At 64.6% G+C, this 17,041-nt stretch carries 17 protein-coding genes; 9 read left to right on the top strand and 8 right to left on the bottom strand.

The window, feature by feature from the left end:
- Window positions 1–246: 246 nt before the first annotated feature.
- Window positions 247–576 carry a hypothetical protein gene (locus H8M03_RS03865; RefSeq protein ID WP_187480436.1) on the top strand — a complete coding sequence of 110 codons (330 nt, stop codon included), beginning with the start codon at window positions 247–249 and terminating at the stop codon, window positions 574–576.
- Here H8M03_RS03865 and H8M03_RS03870 read toward each other — a convergent pair whose 3' ends face one another.
- Window positions 577–861, bottom strand: a complete 285-nt coding sequence (locus tag H8M03_RS03870) for a hypothetical protein (protein WP_187480437.1) — start codon at window positions 859–861, stop codon at window positions 577–579.
- A 34-nt stretch (window positions 862–895) separates the two neighbouring features.
- Window positions 896–1,453, bottom strand: a complete 558-nt coding sequence (locus tag H8M03_RS03875; protein WP_187480438.1) for a type 1 glutamine amidotransferase domain-containing protein — start codon at window positions 1,451–1,453, stop codon at window positions 896–898.
- Window positions 1,454–1,514: 61 nt separating this feature from the next.
- Here H8M03_RS03875 and H8M03_RS03880 point away from each other — a divergent pair, with 61 nt between their 5' ends.
- The 6 genes from H8M03_RS03880 to H8M03_RS03905 are packed head-to-tail and all read left to right on the top strand — an operon-like array spanning window position 1,515 to window position 7,394.
- A complete protein-coding gene (locus tag H8M03_RS03880) occupies window positions 1,515–2,537 on the top strand; it encodes a DNA topoisomerase IB (RefSeq protein ID WP_187480439.1) in 1,023 nt (340 codons plus the stop codon).
- Window positions 2,538–2,568: 31 nt separating this feature from the next.
- Window positions 2,569–3,753, top strand: a complete 1,185-nt coding sequence (locus H8M03_RS03885; protein WP_187480440.1) for a mechanosensitive ion channel family protein — start codon at window positions 2,569–2,571, stop codon at window positions 3,751–3,753.
- The gene (locus H8M03_RS03890; RefSeq protein WP_187480441.1) at window positions 3,734–4,189 is read left to right on the top strand and encodes a MaoC family dehydratase; all 456 of its coding nucleotides are present in this window, start codon (window positions 3,734–3,736) and stop codon (window positions 4,187–4,189) included. Before H8M03_RS03885 ends, H8M03_RS03890 begins: the two co-directional genes overlap by 20 nt.
- A gap of 11 nt (window positions 4,190–4,200) precedes the next feature.
- A complete protein-coding gene (locus H8M03_RS03895) occupies window positions 4,201–5,382 on the top strand; it encodes an acetyl-CoA C-acyltransferase (RefSeq protein WP_187480442.1) in 1,182 nt (393 codons plus the stop codon).
- A gap of 6 nt (window positions 5,383–5,388) precedes the next feature.
- Complete coding sequence (locus H8M03_RS03900) at window positions 5,389–5,997, top strand: DUF4126 domain-containing protein (protein WP_187480443.1); 609 nt, start codon at window positions 5,389–5,391, stop codon at window positions 5,995–5,997.
- 47 nt (window positions 5,998–6,044) lie between these two features.
- A complete protein-coding gene (locus tag H8M03_RS03905; protein ID WP_246449074.1) occupies window positions 6,045–7,394 on the top strand; it encodes an MFS transporter in 1,350 nt (449 codons plus the stop codon).
- On the opposite strand, the gene H8M03_RS03910 is transcribed toward H8M03_RS03905, so the two are convergent.
- On the bottom strand, window positions 7,391–8,620 hold the full coding sequence (locus H8M03_RS03910) for a polyhydroxyalkanoate depolymerase (protein ID WP_187480445.1): 1,230 nt from the start codon (window positions 8,618–8,620) through the stop codon (window positions 7,391–7,393). The two genes, H8M03_RS03905 and H8M03_RS03910, sit on opposite strands and share 4 nt — an antisense overlap.
- Before the next feature lie 144 nt (window positions 8,621–8,764).
- Between H8M03_RS03910 and H8M03_RS03915 the strand changes: the two genes are divergently transcribed.
- A complete protein-coding gene (locus H8M03_RS03915) occupies window positions 8,765–10,543 on the top strand; it encodes an ABC transporter transmembrane domain-containing protein (protein WP_187480446.1) in 1,779 nt (592 codons plus the stop codon).
- A 1-nt stretch (window position 10,544) separates the two neighbouring features.
- Here the strand turns inward: H8M03_RS03915 and H8M03_RS03920 are convergent, their stop codons facing one another.
- From H8M03_RS03920 to phaR, 3 genes are all read right to left on the bottom strand, one after another.
- Complete coding sequence (locus H8M03_RS03920) at window positions 10,545–11,096, bottom strand: hypothetical protein (RefSeq protein ID WP_187480447.1); 552 nt, start codon at window positions 11,094–11,096, stop codon at window positions 10,545–10,547.
- A gap of 384 nt (window positions 11,097–11,480) precedes the next feature.
- Window positions 11,481–11,951: a hypothetical protein gene (locus H8M03_RS03925; protein ID WP_187480448.1), complete on the bottom strand. Its 471-nt coding sequence runs from the start codon at window positions 11,949–11,951 to the stop codon at window positions 11,481–11,483.
- Window positions 11,948–12,466 carry a polyhydroxyalkanoate synthesis repressor PhaR gene (gene phaR, locus H8M03_RS03930; RefSeq protein WP_187480449.1) on the bottom strand — a complete coding sequence of 173 codons (519 nt, stop codon included), beginning with the start codon at window positions 12,464–12,466 and terminating at the stop codon, window positions 11,948–11,950. Before phaR ends, H8M03_RS03925 begins: the two co-directional genes overlap by 4 nt.
- 76 nt (window positions 12,467–12,542) lie before the next feature.
- On the opposite strand from phaR, the gene H8M03_RS03935 reads away from it, so the two are divergent.
- Window positions 12,543–13,529: an alpha/beta fold hydrolase gene (locus H8M03_RS03935; RefSeq protein ID WP_246449078.1), complete on the top strand. Its 987-nt coding sequence runs from the start codon at window positions 12,543–12,545 to the stop codon at window positions 13,527–13,529.
- Here H8M03_RS03935 and H8M03_RS03940 read toward each other — a convergent pair.
- The gene (locus tag H8M03_RS03940) at window positions 13,526–16,189 is read right to left on the bottom strand and encodes a calcium-binding protein (protein ID WP_187480451.1); all 2,664 of its coding nucleotides are present in this window, start codon (window positions 16,187–16,189) and stop codon (window positions 13,526–13,528) included. The genes H8M03_RS03935 and H8M03_RS03940 overlap by 4 nt on opposite strands.
- On the bottom strand, window positions 16,165–16,797 hold the full coding sequence (locus H8M03_RS03945) for a hypothetical protein (RefSeq protein WP_187480452.1): 633 nt from the start codon (window positions 16,795–16,797) through the stop codon (window positions 16,165–16,167). The genes H8M03_RS03940 and H8M03_RS03945 overlap by 25 nt, the downstream gene beginning before the upstream one ends.
- Window positions 16,798–17,041 lie beyond the last annotated feature (244 nt).

Raw genomic sequence — 17,041 nt, forward strand, 5'->3', positions numbered from 1 at the left:
AATGTGCCTAGACAAGTAGGAATTGCATTGGAATTGGATGGTTAGCCGAGTCGCTTTTTGTGGGGATTACAAAGTGTACTTGCTAAGGGAAGTTGAAAAGCATTTGCGTAGCCATCACGTCGCTCCAACCCGATTCGGCCGGGATGCGGTAGGCGATCCGCGGTTCGTATTCGACTTTCGCAACGGGCGCGAACCGCGTCCGCAGACCGTGGCGCGCGTGCGCGCCTATCTGGAGACTGTGCAGTGATGCGGCTGGCGCTGTCCCCGGCCGCATCGGGTTTGCTTCGCGCACTGCTTCGCCGAGGCGGCGTAAAGCGCGATAGGATTTTGCTTACCGAATTTCGTTCAACGGATTGGCAATCGTTAACTTTCGTCGGCGAACAGCATCAGATCAGCCTGCGATTGCCTAGCTCTGATGCCGATGCCTTGGCGGCCTTGCTGGTCGACGGAATCGAAGATCACGAGTTCGAAATCCCCGGTCATGTCGTTGCCGACATCGTGCTCGTCGGTGATCCGCAGCGACAGGCAGACGGATCGGTCTCGCTCACGATCGAAGCACTTACGGTTGCCGAATGATCAGCCGACGGAGCGGCGTAGCCGAACCTGTACGTCGTTCGGTAGCTGTCCTGGATCCGCTTGGCGGCCTTCACTCCGCGCCGTCTGAAGGTGACGCTCGATCGCCTGATGCAATTCGCCGGGCGTCGGCGCATCGCCGGGCGCGTCCGGCTCCGGACGTCGTTCAATTTCGACGACGATTGCCCCCACACCACGCTCGACGACGGGGTCGAACTCCAACGGCCCCGGCGTGAAATCCGGCATTCGAAAGGCGCGGCAGCGCGCCAGCAAGGTGGTTGGCAGCATTGAGATCGAGTAGCCGCCAAATCTTGCCAGCAGGTTAGGCCGAAGCGCCCGCCTCCGCTTTTTCTACAGCGTCGATCACGGCGTTGGTGAAGGCATCGACATCGTCCGGCTTGCGACTGGTGATGATGTTGCCGTCGATCGCAACTTCCTGGTCGACGACGTTGCCGCCAGCGTTCTTCAGGTCGGTGCGGATGGACGGCCAACTGGTCACGGTCTTGCCGTCGACAAGGTCCGCTTCCACCAGCAGCCACGGGCCATGGCAAATGGCGGCGACCGGCTTTCCGGCACCGTCGAATTGCTTGATCAGGTCGATCACTGCTTTCTCGCCGCGCAGCTTGTCGGGATTGCCGACCCCGCCCGGCAGTACGAGCGCATCGTAGTCCGAGGGTTTGGCGTCCTCGACCAGCAGGTCGGGTTCGATGGTCTTGCCCGGCTTGTCGTGCACCGTGCCTTGAATGGCCTTCATCTCCAGCGATGCCAGCGACACCTTGGCGCCGCGTTCCAGAAGGATCTCGCGCGGACCGAACAATTCCGATTGTTCGAAACCGTCGGTCGCCACGATCAGGATCTTGGCAGCGGCAATATCGGGCATTTTTTACTCCATCGATTGGTGGGCCGGAACCGGACGGCATTTCCGGTCGCTTAGCTGGTCAATGCCAGAACAGAGTCAAAGGTTGCGCCATTGCAGCGATAGCGAGCCGGGCTTCACGCGAAAGAAGCAAGGCCGATACTGGGCGTATTTCGATCAGGACGGCAAGCGGATCACCGACCGCGAAACCATCGAGCGGCTCAACTCGGTCGCCCTGCCCCCCGCCTACACCGATGCCTGGTATTGCCCGCACGCGAACGGCCATTTGCAGGCCACGGGCATCGATGCCCGGGGTCGCAAGCAATATCGTTACCATCCCAACTACCGCGCCCGCGCCGACAAGAAGAAATTCCAAGGGCTCACCGAATTCGGCAATGCGCTGCCCAAGATCCGCAGCCGGGTCGAACATGACCTGAGCCAGCGCGGGCTGAGCCGCGAAAAGGTTTTGGCTGCTGTCGTCCGGCTGCTCGATACCCAGTATCTGCGCGTCGGCAACGAACGCTACGCTAAGGAAAACAACAGCTTTGGCGCGACCACCTTGCTTTGCCGTCACGTCAATGCAGGCAACGGCAAGGTCAAGATGCGCTTTCGCGGCAAGCACGGGAAAACGAAGGAACTGACGATTACCGATCGCCGCCTCGGTCGCATCGTACGCAAGTGCAAGGACCTGCCCGGCCAGTCGCTGTTCCAATACGTCAACGGCGACGGCGAAGCGCACCCGGTCAGCTCCGCCGACGTCAACGACTATCTGCACGACATCGCTGGCGACGACTTTACCGCCAAGCATTTCCGCACGTGGTGGGCGAGCGTGATCGCGATGGGCGAAATGCTCGACGCCGAGGATGAGAAGAAAATCAGCGTCAACACAATGCTGGAACCGGTCGCCGAAGCGCTCGGCAACACTGTCGCCATCAGCCGCAAATCCTACGTCCACCCGGCGTTGATCGAAGCGGTCAAGGACAATCCTCGCGATCCGCTTGGCGGCCAGGAACGGCCGCGCGACCGCAAATGGCTGTCGTCGACCGAAGTCGCCTTCCTCAAGTTCCTCGAGCACACCTACAAACCGCGAGCCAGGCGCGCGGCTTGAAAGCCCGGCTCGTGATCGTCATGTGGACCCCATGGCGAAAGCAGGAAATGCCGGGGAAGCCCTAGCCGATAATGCGCAGGTTGCGGTCGAAACGGGCCGCGGCTCGATCGACGCGCTGTGGCGCTGGGTGGTCTCCAACCAAGAAGAATTGCTGATCGGCGGCCTGGTCGCGGCGGTAATCGTCGCGCTGATGCTTGGCCTCCGTTCGGTCGGCGCCATGATGACCCGGGGCGATCCGCATTGCACGCGCTGGCGCGGGGTGATCGGCCGGGTGCTGGAAAAGACCACTATCTTCTTTATGGTCGCGGCCTCGATCGACATCGTCGTCAGCTATGCCGAAGTGCCGGAACGCATCGCCCGGTTGGCCGACATGGCCTTCACCATTGCCTTCGCCTTCCAGGGAGCGATCTGGGCACGCGAGCTGATCCTCGGACTGATCGGCCGCCGCGCCAACGACGACGAAGTCGAAGGCGGCGGGCTGGCCAACGCGATGGGCGTCATCCGCGTCCTGGTCACGGTCGCGGCCTTCTCCATCGCGATCATCGTCATGCTCGACAATCTTGGCGTCAACGTCACCGCGTTGATCGCCGGTTTCGGCATCGGCGGCATCGCCATCGGCCTTGCCGCGCAGGGGATCTTCTCCGACCTTTTCGCGGCGCTGGCGATCCTCTTCGACCGGCCGTTCCGCCGCGGCGACCTCATCCGCTGGGGGACCAGCGCGGGAACGGTGGAGAAAATCGGCCTGAAGACCACTCGGCTACGGTCGTTCAACGGCGAGCAGCTGGTGATGTCGAACAAGAACCTGCTGGAGCAGGAAATCCAGAACATGGCGAAGGCCGAGCTTCGCCGTACGACGCTCAATTTCGGGGTTATCTACCAGACCACCCCGGAGCAGCTGCGGCGGATCCCCGTCATCGCCGAGGAGCTGGTTGCCGAGCATCGCGGCTGCACCATGTTCCGGTGCGCGCTGACGCAGTTCGGCGCGTCGAGCCTCGACTATGAGCTGATCTACGATAGCGACAAGCTGGACTTCACGGAGGTCGCGCTGGACCGGACCAAGATCATGATCGCACTCATGGAGCGGTTCGCGGCGGAGAATATCCAGTTCGCCTACCCGACGCAGACCACCTTCACCGCCGCGCCCGACGGAACGATGATAATGCCATACCCCGCCGCGCTCGCCGAAGCGCTCGACCATGCCGACCGCGACCGCTGACGCCATTCGCGCGCGAGTCGGCGAACCGATCGGCACGTCCGGCTGGCTTGCCGTGGAACAGCCGCGCATCGACCAGTTCGCCGACGCCACCGAAGATCGGCAGTTCATCCACGTCGATCCGGCTGCCGCGGCGCAGACGCCGTTCGGCGGCACGGTCGCGCACGGCTTTCTCACCTTGTCCTTGCTGTCGCGCATGGCGGCGGACGTGATGCTTGTCCCCGACACCACTCGCATGGTCGTCAATTACGGGTTCGACCGGGTGCGCTTCGTGGCCCCCGTGCCATCGGGCCGCCGGGTTCGCGGGCATTTCCGGCTGGAAGGCGTCGAGGAGAAGGCGCCCGGCCAACTGCTCTTGCGCCACGCGGTCGAGGTTGAGATTGAAGGGGAAGACAAGCCGGCGCTTTCGGCGCATTGGCTGACCCTGTTTTTCATTTGAGGAGAGTTCGAATGGCCCGCGACGCAGTCATCGTTTCCACCGCCCGGACACCGATCGGCCGCGCCTACAAGGGAGCCTTCAACGCCACCCCGGGGGCGACGCTCGGGTCCTTCTCGCTCAAGCCCGCGATCGAGCGTGCCGGAATCGACGCCGGAGAGATCGACGATGTCGTGTGGGGCGCGGTGCTGACCCAGGGCACGCAATTCGGCAATATCGGTCGCCAGGTCGCACTTCGCGCCGGCTGCCCGGTGACCGTCGCGGGCATGACCATCGACCGCCAATGTTCGTCGGGACTGATGGCCATCGCCACCGCCGCCAAGCAGATCATCGTCGACAACATGACGGTGGTCGCCGCCGGCGGGCAGGATTCCATCTCCATGGTCCAGACGCCCGAAATGCGCATCGCCGTCGATCCGTCGCTGATCGCGATGCACAAGGACGTCTACATGCCGATGCTGCAGACCGCCGAGACGGTCGCCAAGCGCTACGGCATCAGCCGCGAGAGGCAGGACGAATATGCGCTCAAGAGCCAGCAGCGCACGGCCGCCGCGCAGGATGCCGGCCGGTTCGATGACGAGATCGTCCCCGTGACCACGACCATGATGGTCAAGGATAAGGAAACCGGCGAGGTCTCGCAGAAGGAAGTCACCATTTCCAAGGACGAGGGCAATCGCGCCGACACCACGCTGGAGGGGCTGTCGGGCCTCAACCCGGTGCTTGGCCCCGACACGTCGATCACCGCCGGCAACGCCAGCCAGTTAAGCGACGGCAGCTCCGCGTCGATCCTGATGGAAGCGGGCGAAGCCGAACGCCGCGGCATTGCGCCGCTCGGCCGCTACATCGGCATGGCGGTTGCGGGGACGGAACCGGACGAGATGGGCATCGGCCCGGTCCCGGCAGTCCAGGCCCTGCTCAAGCGGTTCGACATGAAGGCCGACGACATCGGCCTGTGGGAATTGAACGAAGCGTTCGCGGTGCAGGTGCTGCACAGCGCCGAACAGCTCGGCATTTCGGAAGACCGGATGAACGTCGACGGCGGCTCGATCTCGATCGGCCACCCTTATGGCATGAGCGGTGCGCGCATGACTGGACACGCGTTGATCGAAGGCAAGCGCCGCGGCGCCAAATATGTCGTCGTCACCATGTGCGTTGGCGGCGGCATGGGCGCGGCCGGATTGTTCGAAGTCCTCTAGGCCCCGATGGGCGCTACCGAGCTGATCGCGCTTGCAGCGTCGACCAGCCTGCTCGCGGGCTGGCGGCTGTACATGGTGACGCTCGTCACCGGGTTGGCCATGCACTTCGGTTGGGTCGACCTGCCGGACCATCTGCACCAGCTCGACGTGCTCGGCAGTTGGTGGGTGATCGGCGCGGCGGCCGTCGGCACGGTGGCCGAATTCTTTGCCGACAAGATCGCCTGGGTCGATAGCGCCTGGGACACGGTGCACAGCGTCATCCGGCCGCTTGGCGGCGCGCTGCTCAGTCTCGCCATTGTCGATAGCGGCGATACCGGCTGGCAGGTCGCCAGCTTCCTGCTCGGCGGCGGGGCGGCCTTCCTCGCCCATGCCGGCAAGGCGGGTGCGCGGGCGCTCGTCAACACCAGCCCCGAGCCGTTCAGCAACGTTGTCGTGTCGACCGGAGAGGATATCGCCACCGGCGGCCTGCTGGCGCTGGCCATTGCCAACCCGATCGCCGCCGCAATCATCGCCGCAATGCTGGTCATCCTCTCGCTATGGCTGGTGTTCGAAGCGCGGCGTCGGCTGCGCCGTTTCATCGACCGGATGCGGCCGCCGCGAAAACCCGCCGTTTGAACCGCGCGGCGTCCAGTAAATCCCACGCGCCCGTATGGACGCTGGTGATGTCGGTGGCGGCGTCGTCGCTGTCCTTCATCGACGGATCGGTGCTCAACGTCGCCTTGCCCGCCATCCGCCAGTCGCTGGACGCCAGCGCAGCGGAAGTGCAGTGGATCGTCAACGGCTATACCTTGCCGCTAGCCGCGCTGATCCTGCTCGGCGGAGCGCTTGGCGATCACCAGGGCCGGCGGCGCTGGCTAATCATCGGCACCGCCGTATTCGGTGTCGCGTCGCTCATCTGCGCGATCAGCCGTTCGCTTGAGCTGTTGCTCGTCGGACGCGCGCTTCAGGGCGTCGGCGCGGCGCTGTTGCTGCCCAACAGCCTTGCCTTGCTCAACAGCGCCTACAGCGGCGAGGCGCGCGGGCGGGCGGTCGGCATCTGGGCCGCGTCCGGCGCAATCGGCGCGGCCATCGCGCCGCTGATCGGCGGCTGGCTGGTCGACAACGTCGGCTGGGAAAGCATCTTCTACATCAACCTGCCATTCGTGGCCGCGGCGATCGCCATCGCGCTGACCCACGTCGGTGAGGTGAAGAACCCGCGCAAGACGCCGATCGACGGACTCGGCGCTGCGCTCGCCACCCTTGGGCTGGGCGCGCTGATTTACGGGCTCACCCTGTGGTCGTCGCAGCGCGACCTGTCGCCGACCGCAGCGCTGGCCTCTGTCGCCGGTATTGTCCTGCTCGGTGTGTTCCTTCTCGTCGAGCGGCGCTCGTCGGATAATGCCATGATCCCGCTGCGCTACTTCAGCGATCCGTGCTTCTCGTCGCTCAACATGATGACGTTCCTGCTTTACGGAGCGTTCGGGTCGGCGCTGCTGCTGCTCCCCTACGTCCTCATCGCCGCGGGCGGCTATTCGCCCGTGCAGGCGGGGCTGGCAATGTTGCCGCTGCCGATCCTGATCAGCGTCGCTTCGCCGATCATGGGCAAGCTCGCGAGCCGTATCGGCCCACGCTGGCCACTGACGCTGGGGCCGGTGATCGTCGCTGCAGGCTTCCTGCTCGGCACCCGCATCGCCGTCGACCAATCCTACTGGACGCACGTCTTCCCGGCGGTCGTGGTGCTATCGTCAGGCATGGCCCTGGCCGTGGCGCCGCTGACCAGCACGGTGCTGGTGTCGGTCGACGCAGAACACACCGGCATGGTGTCGGGGTTCAACAGCGCGCTGTCACGCGCCGGCGGCCTGTTCGGCGTCGCCTTGCTCGGCGCGGTATTGGCCAGCACTGGCAAGGCCCTGCTTGGTCCCTTTGCCGTCGCCCTGGTGATTTGCGCGATCGTCGCTGCACTGGCCGGGGTGGCAGCCTTCATCGGCTTGCGCGATTTCTCCCCGAAAAAGGGCGAACGCGTCGCCGCCTAATCGTTTCTGGCGATCCAGTCCTCGACCACCGGCGCGATGATGTTCCGCCACTTGCTGCCGTTGAAGATGCCGTAATGGCCGGCGCCCGGCGCCATGTAATATTTCTTGTCCTTCTTCGGCAGCTTCTCGGCGAAGTCCAGCGCCGCGCGGGTCTGGCCGAGCCCGGAAATGTCGTCGCGCTCGCCTTCGATCGCCAGCAAGGCGGTATCGGTGATCGCGCGCGGATCGACCTTGGTTCCGCGATGCTTGAGCTTGCCCTTGGGCAACGCATGCTTCTGGAACACGGTCTCGACCGTTTGCAGGTAGAATTCGGACGTCATGTCGGCGACCGAGCGGTACTCGTCGTAAAAGGCGCGGGTCGCATCCGCGCTTTCGTCGTCGCCCTGCACCAGGTGGCGGAACATCTCCCAGTGACTGGTCAGATGGTCGCCAAGGTTCATGGCCATGAACCCGGCCAGTTGCAGGAAGCCCGGATAAACCTTGCGCCCGGCACCCGGATAAATCGCCGGCACGGTCGCGATCACGTTCTGCCTGAACCAGCTTAACGGCCGTTCGGTCGCCAGCGTGTTGACGTCGGTTGGCGCCTGGCGCGTGTCGATCGGCCCGCCCATCATCGTCAGGGTCTTGGGCCGCCACTTGTTCTTGTCCGCGTTCATCAGCGCGGCCGCGGCATAGACCGGCACGGCGGGCTGGCAGACCGCGATGACGTGCGGCCGTTCGCCATTGGCCTCGCCGATCGTCTCCAAGAACTCGATCACGTAATCGATGTAATCGTCGAAATCGAAACTGCCTTCGCTGGTCGGCACCAGCTTCGCGTCGCGCCAGTCGGTGATGTAAACGTCATGCTTCGGCAGCATCCGTTCGACCGTCCCGCGCAGCAGCGTCGCGAAATGCCCCGACATCGGCGCGACGATCAGCAGGCGCGGGCCCTTGTCGACACCTTCGCGCACGAAGCGCTTGAGCTGGCCGAACGGCTTGCGCAGGACGATCTCTTCACGGACCGCAACCGTTTTGCCGCGGATGACAGTGCTGGCGATGCCGAAATCCGGCTTCCCGCGCGGCGCGGACGCATGCGCAAACACTTCCAGGCTCGCCGCTATCAGCGGGCTGGTGGAAACATAGGCCCAGGGATTTGCGGGATTGGTCAGCCATCCGGCCCCGAGCCCCGCCATCCGGCTCGCCCCGGCAAGAAGCGAGCGCTGCACTTCATAAGCATCGTAAAGCATTGGTGGGCGGTGTGGCGGTTAATGGGCCGTCACGCAAGGCCGTTGCTGCAATGCAGCAGACCGCTGGCACGGGAAGTTGTGGGCAAGTCGCGGCGGCTGCGACGCGCGTTGTGACCCGCCACCCGCGCTGCTAGGGGCGCTCGCATGGCGGACGGCGAGGCGAAAGCGAAGAACAGGCTGGGCAACATGATGCTCGTCTGGCGGTTTGCCGGACGCTATCCCGGCCATATCGTCGGGGCGCTGATCTTCCTGATCATGTCGTCGGCCGCGACCCTCGCCATTCCCTACAGCTTCAAACGAGTGATCGACCGCGGCTTCGGCAGCGGCGGGGCCGGCGCCGAAGCCGTCGCGAGCGCTTTTCATTACATGCTGATCATCGTTGTCGCGCTGGCCTCGGCGACGGCGCTGCGCTTCTACTTCGTGTCGTGGCTGGGCGAACGGACCATCGCCGACCTGCGCCTGGCGGTGCAGAAGAACCTGCTGACCCTGCCGCCCCGTTTTTTCGAGGAGAACCGGCCGTCGGAAATCGCCTCGCGGCTGACCGCCGACACCGCGATCCTCGAACAGGTGGTCGGGTCCAGCGTTTCCATCGCGCTGCGCAATATCGCCACCGGCGTTGGCGGCATCATCTACCTGTTCGTCCTGTCGCCCAAGCTCGCCGGAATGCTGATGATCGGCATCCCGCTGGTGTTCGGTCCGGTCATCCTGTTCGGCCAGCGTATTCGCGCGCTTAGCCGATCGTCGCAGGATCGCATCGCCGACGTCGGCACCACCGTTTCGGAAGTGCTGGGCGCGATGAAGGTAGTGCAGGCGTTCGGCCAGGAACGGCGCGAGCATGAGCGATTTCGCGGCACCGTAGAGCAAGCGTTTGGCGTCGCCCGCCGCCGCTTCACCATGCGCGCGATCATGACGTTCACCGTCATCGCCCTCGTATTCGGCGCCATCGTCCTGTTGCTGTGGGAAGGCGCCAGTGACGTCGCCGCGGGGCGGATGAGCGGCGGGTCGATCGCTGCGTTCGTCTTTACCGGCGTGCTGGTCGGCGGCGCGTTCGGCGCGCTGACCGAGACCTATGGCGACCTGCTCCGCGGGTCTGGAGCCGCGGCGCGGATCAACGAATTGATGGTGGCCAAGCCGGAAATCACCGCCCCGGCCCAGCCCAGACCGCTGCCGGAAACGCAGCTTGGCAGCCTGGAATTCGACCATGTCGATTTCCGCTATCCGACGCGCCCCGAGGATGCGGCGCTGCGCGACCTGTCGCTGGCCATCGCGCCGGGCGAAACGGTCGCCGTGGTCGGTCCGTCGGGCGCGGGCAAGTCGACGCTGTTTCAGCTGGCGCTGCGATTTTACGACCCGCAGGGCGGGCGCGTCCTGGTCGACGGCGTGGACGTGCGCGAAGCCGACCCGGCGGACGTTCGCAAGCGCATTTCGCTGGTCCCGCAGGAAACGGTCATTTTCGCCGCATCGGCGAAAGATAACATTCGCTATGGCCGCTGGGACGCGACGGACGAGGAGATCGTGGCGGCCGCCCGAGCGGCCAATGCCGACGAATTTCTCGACCACCTGCCGCAGAAATATGAGACGTTCCTTGGCGAAAGCGGTGCGCGCCTGTCCGGCGGGCAGCGGCAACGGATCGTTATCGCCCGAGCGCTACTGCGCGATGCCCCGCTCTTGCTGCTCGACGAGGCAACCTCGGCACTGGACGCGCACAGCGAGCAGCTGGTGCAGGAAGCGCTGGAACGGTTGATGAAGACGCGCACGACGATAGTCATCGCGCACCGGCTGGCGACCACACGGGCCGCCGACCGGATCATCGTGATGGAAAGCGGCCGCATCGTCGAGGAAGGCACGCATGCCAGCCTGACGCAGGACAACGGGCTTTATGCGAGCCTGGCGCGCCTCCAGTTCGGCGGCCAGGCCGCTTAGACTAGCTCGTCTTTTTTGCCGTCGTCCGGCGCGTCGTCGATTTCTTGCGCGTGCCGGTCCGGGTGGTCTTCTTCGGCGTGCTGGCCGTGGACGCCGTTGAGGACGCCGCAGTGCTGCTCTTGGCCGTCGACTTGCGCGCCGTGGTCTTGCGCGAGGTCGACTTGCGCGCCGTGGTCTTGCGAGCCGCCGGCTTGCGGGTCGAAGTCGACGCGGCGGTGCGAGCCGATCCGGAAGTCGAGGAATCATCCGTCGGCCACTTGCCCGACATCACCTTCTGTGCCGCATCGGCCACGGCTTCGGCGATAAGCGAACCGAGCTTGGTCGCGCTGGTCATGACCGAGCTGGCGGCGTTGCTAGCCGAATCGGCCGCTTCCATGCCGGCGTCCTTGATCGCCTTGCGCGCCTTGGGGCTGGCGCTGATCGCGGCCGCAGCGGCCGCCAGTCCGGCCGCGAGCATTTCCTTGCTCATCGCCGCCTTGGCGATCTTGTCGACCGTCGTATCCTTTGACTTGGTAGTCCTAGTAGAAGTTTTGCGCTTGGTAGCTTTAGCCATCGCTTGCCTCCGTTTCTTTCGCAAAAGACACATGAGCCATACAAGGGTTCCGTTGCGGATGCGAAAAGGCAGCGGTTTCGCGCCACTCGTCGCGCGGGAAGCGGTGAAATATTGGCGGATAAGTTTAAGGGGACCGCCGCTTCGCGACGATCCCCTCGAACATGGTCAGCGGCCGGAGATGCGGCCGTCCGTCCAGCGCCTACGGCCGACGAACACCCCTTTCCGACCTGCCTGCTGAACCATGAGACATCGGATCACCTCCTTTCGCTGCGTTAAAGCCAAGGAGAAGATGAATCGCCGCGGGCATTTGAACAAGTCTTGTATTGTAATTTTGTTTGCGCAATCTTCTTTGACTTCGCGCTTCGGCCAGCCGCTCGGGCGGCTTCAGGTGCGGCAATCCTCGATCACTTTTTCGACCTCCGGCGTGGCCGGCACGGCCAGCAAGGCCGCGCCCGCGCCGCCGGTCGCGAAGCGTCCGCGGCTGAACGCGATGGCGTCGAGCAGCGGGTCGGTCGCGCGCAGGTCCGCCGACAATTCGCCGGTCGCCTGGAAGCGCGCCGGGATGCTGCGGGTGCTGGTCGTCGTCCACACCGACAGAGTCGGGGCCGCCGCGGCAACGCCCGGCCGGATAAGCGACACCGTGCGCACCGTACGGTTGCACCGAACCACGGTACGACGCGCCCGCGCAGCGTCGAAGAATGCAGCTTCGCTGCCGCCGGCGTAGGCGCGGTACGCCCATGTTCCGGGCAGCGGCGCCACCGTTTCCAGATCGATGGCCGCGGGGGCCTGAGCATGAGCGAATGTGGCGAGCGGCAAGGCGATCGCCGCAGCGGCAGTAAAAACTGTTTTGGTCATTTGGTCAGGCGATCGACTTTTTCCTGAAGCTTCGCAAGTTCGGCGCGCAGCTCCTCCAGCTCCTTTTCGGACGCCCCGGCCATCTTTTGCGCCGTGCCGGTGAAGGCGCGGGTGGCGCCGCCGAACATTTCCATGTTGCGCTTGGTCAGCTCGGCCAGGCTGCCGGCCCCGAATGCGTCGCCCAGCGCCTTCTGGTTGGTCTTGAACGATTCCATCGCGGCTTCGAGATATTGCGGCACCGCGTTCTGCATCGAATTGCCGTACATGCCGATCAGCTGCTTGAGGAAATTGACGGGCAGCATGGTCGACCCGCGCGCTTCTTCGTCGACGATGATCTGAGTCAGCACCTGCCGCGTGATGTCGTCCCCGGTCTTGGCGTCGACAACTTCGAACTCGCGGCCTTCGCGGACCAGCTCCGCAAGCCGGTCGAGCGTGATGTAAGACGAGCTTTCAGTGTCATAGAGCCGCCGGTTGGCGTACTTCTTGATCGTAACCTTGCCGCCAGACTTGCCCATGACACGCACTCCAAAACCAGAAGCCAGCCTACCAGAGGCCGATAGTGCACTGCAACATAAGCACGCGCCGCGACCTTTGCCGCTGTTCCTCGAGCTGGTGCGGATCGTGTCGGAAACGCGCCCGCAACTAGCGTCGAAGGCGCTCGACGGGCTGGCGCTGTACGAACAGGCCGAGCGTGCACGGCAGCGTCCGGAGCGTCCGGCCATTGCGCGGGTCGGCGGGACCAGCCTGCGCGATTGCGGGGGCAGCGGCGCGCCGGTCGTCCTCATCCCGTCGCTGATCAACCCGCCGCACGTGCTTGACCTCGACGACAATACCTCGCTGGCCGCTGCCATCGCACAGGGCGGGCGGCGCTCGCTGCTGCTCGATTGGGGCACCGCCGATGACCGCGCGGAGCTGGACCTTGCCGGTCATATCGAGCGGCTATTGCTGCCGCTGATCGGCCAACTTGGCGAACGGCCCGCGCTGGTCGGATATTGCCTGGGCGGGACGATGGCCATCGCCGCAGCGAACCTCGCGCCGGTGGAGCGCGTCGCAACCCTCGCCGCGCCATGGCGGTTTGCGCGCTATCCCGACGCCGGGCGCAAATCGCTTCTGACCCTTTGGAATAGCGCCCGGCCGGTGGCAATCCGGCTCGAGGCCCTACCCATGGAAGTGTTGCAAAGCGCCTTCTGGTCGATGGACCCGGAGCGCACCGTCGCCAAGTTCGCCGCTTTTGCCGAACTCGACCCGCACGGCGACAAGGCGCGGCGGTTCGTCACGCTGGAAGATTGGGCGAACGAGGGCGAGGCGTTGCCCTACCCGGCGGCGCGCGCGCTGATCGAACAACTCTTCGAGCAGGATTTGCCGGGCCGCGGTGAATGGCGTGTCGGCGGACGCGCAATCAGCGACCGCTTGTCCTGCCTGTCATTCCACATCACTGCGTCCGGCGATCGCATCACCCCGGCCGCGACCGCGCCCGCAGGAGAAACCGTGCAGCTCGACGCCGGGCATGTCGGCATGATCGTCGGATCCGCCCGGCACCGGCTGCACCAGTTACTGCAGCAGTTCCTCGCCGCTTAGTAGAACAGCAGGTACTGCGGCTTGTCGCAGAAGAACGGGTCGACCGAGCGGACCATTGGTTCGCGTTCGATGTTCAGGTCGAACGAGCCGAAGTCGATCGGCGTTGCCGGGCTCTCCGTTGCCGTTTGCGGTGCTGGCAGCGGCGCCATCGCGGTCGGCGCGGTCGCGCCGTAGATGACGATGTCGGCGTTGGTCAGCGCGGTGCCCGCGGTGACGCTGGCGATCCACTGCTGCGCTCCGGACCCGTTGCCGTCGGCGTCGTAGAACAGCCGGCCGCTCGCCTGGTCGTAGATCAGGCAGTCGTTGGCGTCGGCCGCGGCCGTGCCCATGCGCAGCATGGACGCGTTGAGCGTGCCGTTGGCGTGGAACGCGGTGAACACCGATCCATCGAGCATGATAAAGTCGTCGGTGACCGAGAAGTCGGTGATCGTGTCCCGCCCGACCAGCGAGTCGAGCCGGAAGCGGTCGACGCCGGTCCCGCCGGTCAGCGTGTCGCTGTTGGCGCCGCCATAAAGCTGGTCGGACCCGTCGCTGCCGTTGAGCGTGTCGTTGCCGCCATCGCCGTACAGCAGGTCGTTGTCGGTGCCGCCGTGCAGGCTGTCGTTGCCGTTGCCGGCGACCAGCCGGTCCTCGCCGGCCTGGCCGATCAGCGTGTCGTCGTCATTGCCGGCGCGCAGGTGGTCGTCGCCGGCACCGCCGCTCATCGTGTCGACGCCGTTGCCGCCAAAGGCGAGGTCGTTGCCGTCGTCGCCGTTGATCGTGTCGTCGCCGCCGCCGGCCGTGATCTCGTCGTCGCCGTCGCCGGCGTTGAACGTGTTGCTGTCGCGGATGTCGTACAACCGGTCGTTGCCGATCCCGCCGTTCAGCGTGTCGTTGCCGTTGCCGCCGTTGAGATAATCCGCATCGCCGCCGCCGTTGAGCGTGTCGATCCCGTCCTCGCCGAACAGCCGGTCGGTGCCGAGCCCGCCGTTGACCGTATCGTCGCCCTGCCCGCCGTAGATGAAGTTGAGCGTGTCATCGCCGGTCAGCGTGTCGCCATAGGCCGAACCGATCAGGTTCTCGATCGAGGTCAGCGTATCCATCCCCGCCGACCCGGTGTTCTGTGCCCCGGCAACGGCGAGACTGACGGTGACGGCGTTCTCCGCCTCGTAGCTGACCGTGTCGCGGCCCGACCCGCCGATCAGTATGTCGTCGCCCAGCCCGCCGATCAGGCGGTCGTTGCCGCCTTCGCCGCGAACGGTGTCCTGACCTTCCGCACCCCAGATGATGTTGCCCGCCGACGTCCCGATCAACGTGTCGTTAAAAGACGACCCGTCGAGGTTCTCGATCGACGTCAGGGTTTCAAGTCCCCCGCCAAGCGTATCCTGCTGAACGGTGATGTTGAGGTCGACATACACGCCTGAAACTGCCGACAAGTAGCTGACCGTATCGCGGCCGCTTCCGCCATCGATATTGTCGTTGCCTTCATCGCCGCGAAGGACGTCATTGCCCTCGCCGCCGAAGAGGGAATCATCCCCCTCGCCGCCCTGGAGGGAGTCGCCGCCTTCATCGCCCAGCAGGTTGTCGGCGCCGCTACCGCCGAACAAATTATCGTTGTCGGCCCCGCCGAGCAGGGTGTCAGCCAAGGCGTCGCCATAGATAATGTCTTCGCCCGCACCGCCGATAGCGAGGTCCATGCCATCCCCGCCAAGCAGCAAGTCGGCGCCGATCCCGCCCGAAAGCGTGTCGTTGCCGATGTTGCCGACCAGCGTGTCGTTGGCGTTGCCGCCGGTAATGTTGTCGTCGCCCGCTTCGCCATAGAGGCTGTCGGCGTTCATGAGGCCGGTTGTGGTGCCGACGCCGACGATGACGTCATCGCCGTTGCCTCCGTGGATTTCGTTCGCACCGCTGTTACCGTACAGGATGTCATTCGAGGTCGAACCGTACAGGCCTTCGATCGAGACCAGCCGATCCGAACCGACGTTGGTATTCTGGTATCCGCTGTTGCCAAGGTTGACGATGACGCCGACGGCGGCGGATGAAAAATCCGCAAAGTCGTAGCCCGCTCCACCATCCAGAACGTCGTTGCCCCCGCGGCCCTCGAGCGTATCGGCACCTTCCCCGCCGGTCAGGACATTGTTTTCATCGCTTCCGCGGATCAGGTCACCCTGCACCGTACCAATAAAGTTCTCGAAACTGGAAATGGTATCGACTTCAAGGTTCGACATCGCGACTTCAGCAGCGAGGTCAGCCGACACACTATAAAGGTTGTTCGAATAATTGACGGTGTCGACACCGGTCCCACCATTGAGATCGTCGTCGCCTGCTGAATTGTAGATGAGGTCGTCGCCCCCCTCACCGTAAATGCCGTTGTCGCCGCCCGATCCGCGCAGTTCATCGTCGAACCGCGAACCGCTGACATCCTCGATACTCACATAGGTGTCGTAACCCGCGACACCAGTATTGCAGGGATTACTGAGCGCAAGATTGACGAACACACCGGCCGTCGCGTCAAGATAAGACACGCGGTCGACCCCGATCCCGCCGTTGAGCGTATCATTCCCGGTCCCGCCGATCAGGACGTCGTTGCCGTCATCGCCGCTGAGGGTGTCGTCACCCGCCTGCCCGGCAATGACATCTTGGCCATTGCCGCCATTCAGCGTGTCATTGCCTGCCCCCACACTGGCGCCATAGTCATGGCCGGTAACAGAGATATTCGCGACGAACGTGTCGCCATCTCAAAAAGGTTGTCGCCGCCGAACTCGCGAAAGCGGATGGTGTAAACGGCTTCTGCACCGCCAGTGTTGGTGAATTGAAGGAAGGGATCCGCACCGGAGCTGCTGCCCTCGTCGCCGTCATCGAACGTCAAAGTTCCATCGTCGTTGCTCGCGACCAGCTCCCCGAACTCGTCGTACACTTCGACGATCACGTCGGTGGAGATGCCGATCGAGGAGAAGGCCCCAAAGTCGATGTCGATCGTCAAGCGTTCGCCGGCGCCGACGGTGACGGAAGCATAATGCATCGAAGCGCCGTCGGTACGCACGTACAGGCTGGTGTGCGGGTGGCTCGCATTCTGGAAGAAAGGATTCTCCTGGATGGTCCAGGCCAGCGGATTATCGATGCTGAACGGGGAGGCCATCGATGTCGTCGTGCCAGCCTGAAACGGCAGGGTGGAATCCCCCAGGATCAGGTCGTCGCCCTCACCACCGTCGGCCGTCTGGTCGCCGCCGGTCAGGATGAGGAAGTCGTCGCCGCCCGTGGCGGTCGTCGTGTACAGCTGCGTCGGCATGGCGGAATCCTTCCCCGGAAATTCTTATCGGTGCGATTTGAAAGAGAGCGGTGGCGGCGGGTACGATACCCGCTGCACGGTCAGGTCGAGCTGAAGAGAGGGGGGCGCGCGCAGGCACGGCTCATCGATGCATGCCATCGCCCGTGCCGTGCACAACGCAACACCCATACCAACCCCCACGGCGCGACGGTCGCGCTTCGAACGCTCCGGAGCCCCCAAGTCCCCGCCGCGATTCGCGGCAGAC

Origin of the sequence: Sphingomonas sabuli (genome assembly GCF_014352855.1) — a bacterium.
Taxonomy (GTDB): Bacteria; Pseudomonadota; Alphaproteobacteria; order Sphingomonadales; family Sphingomonadaceae; genus Sphingomicrobium; species Sphingomicrobium sabuli.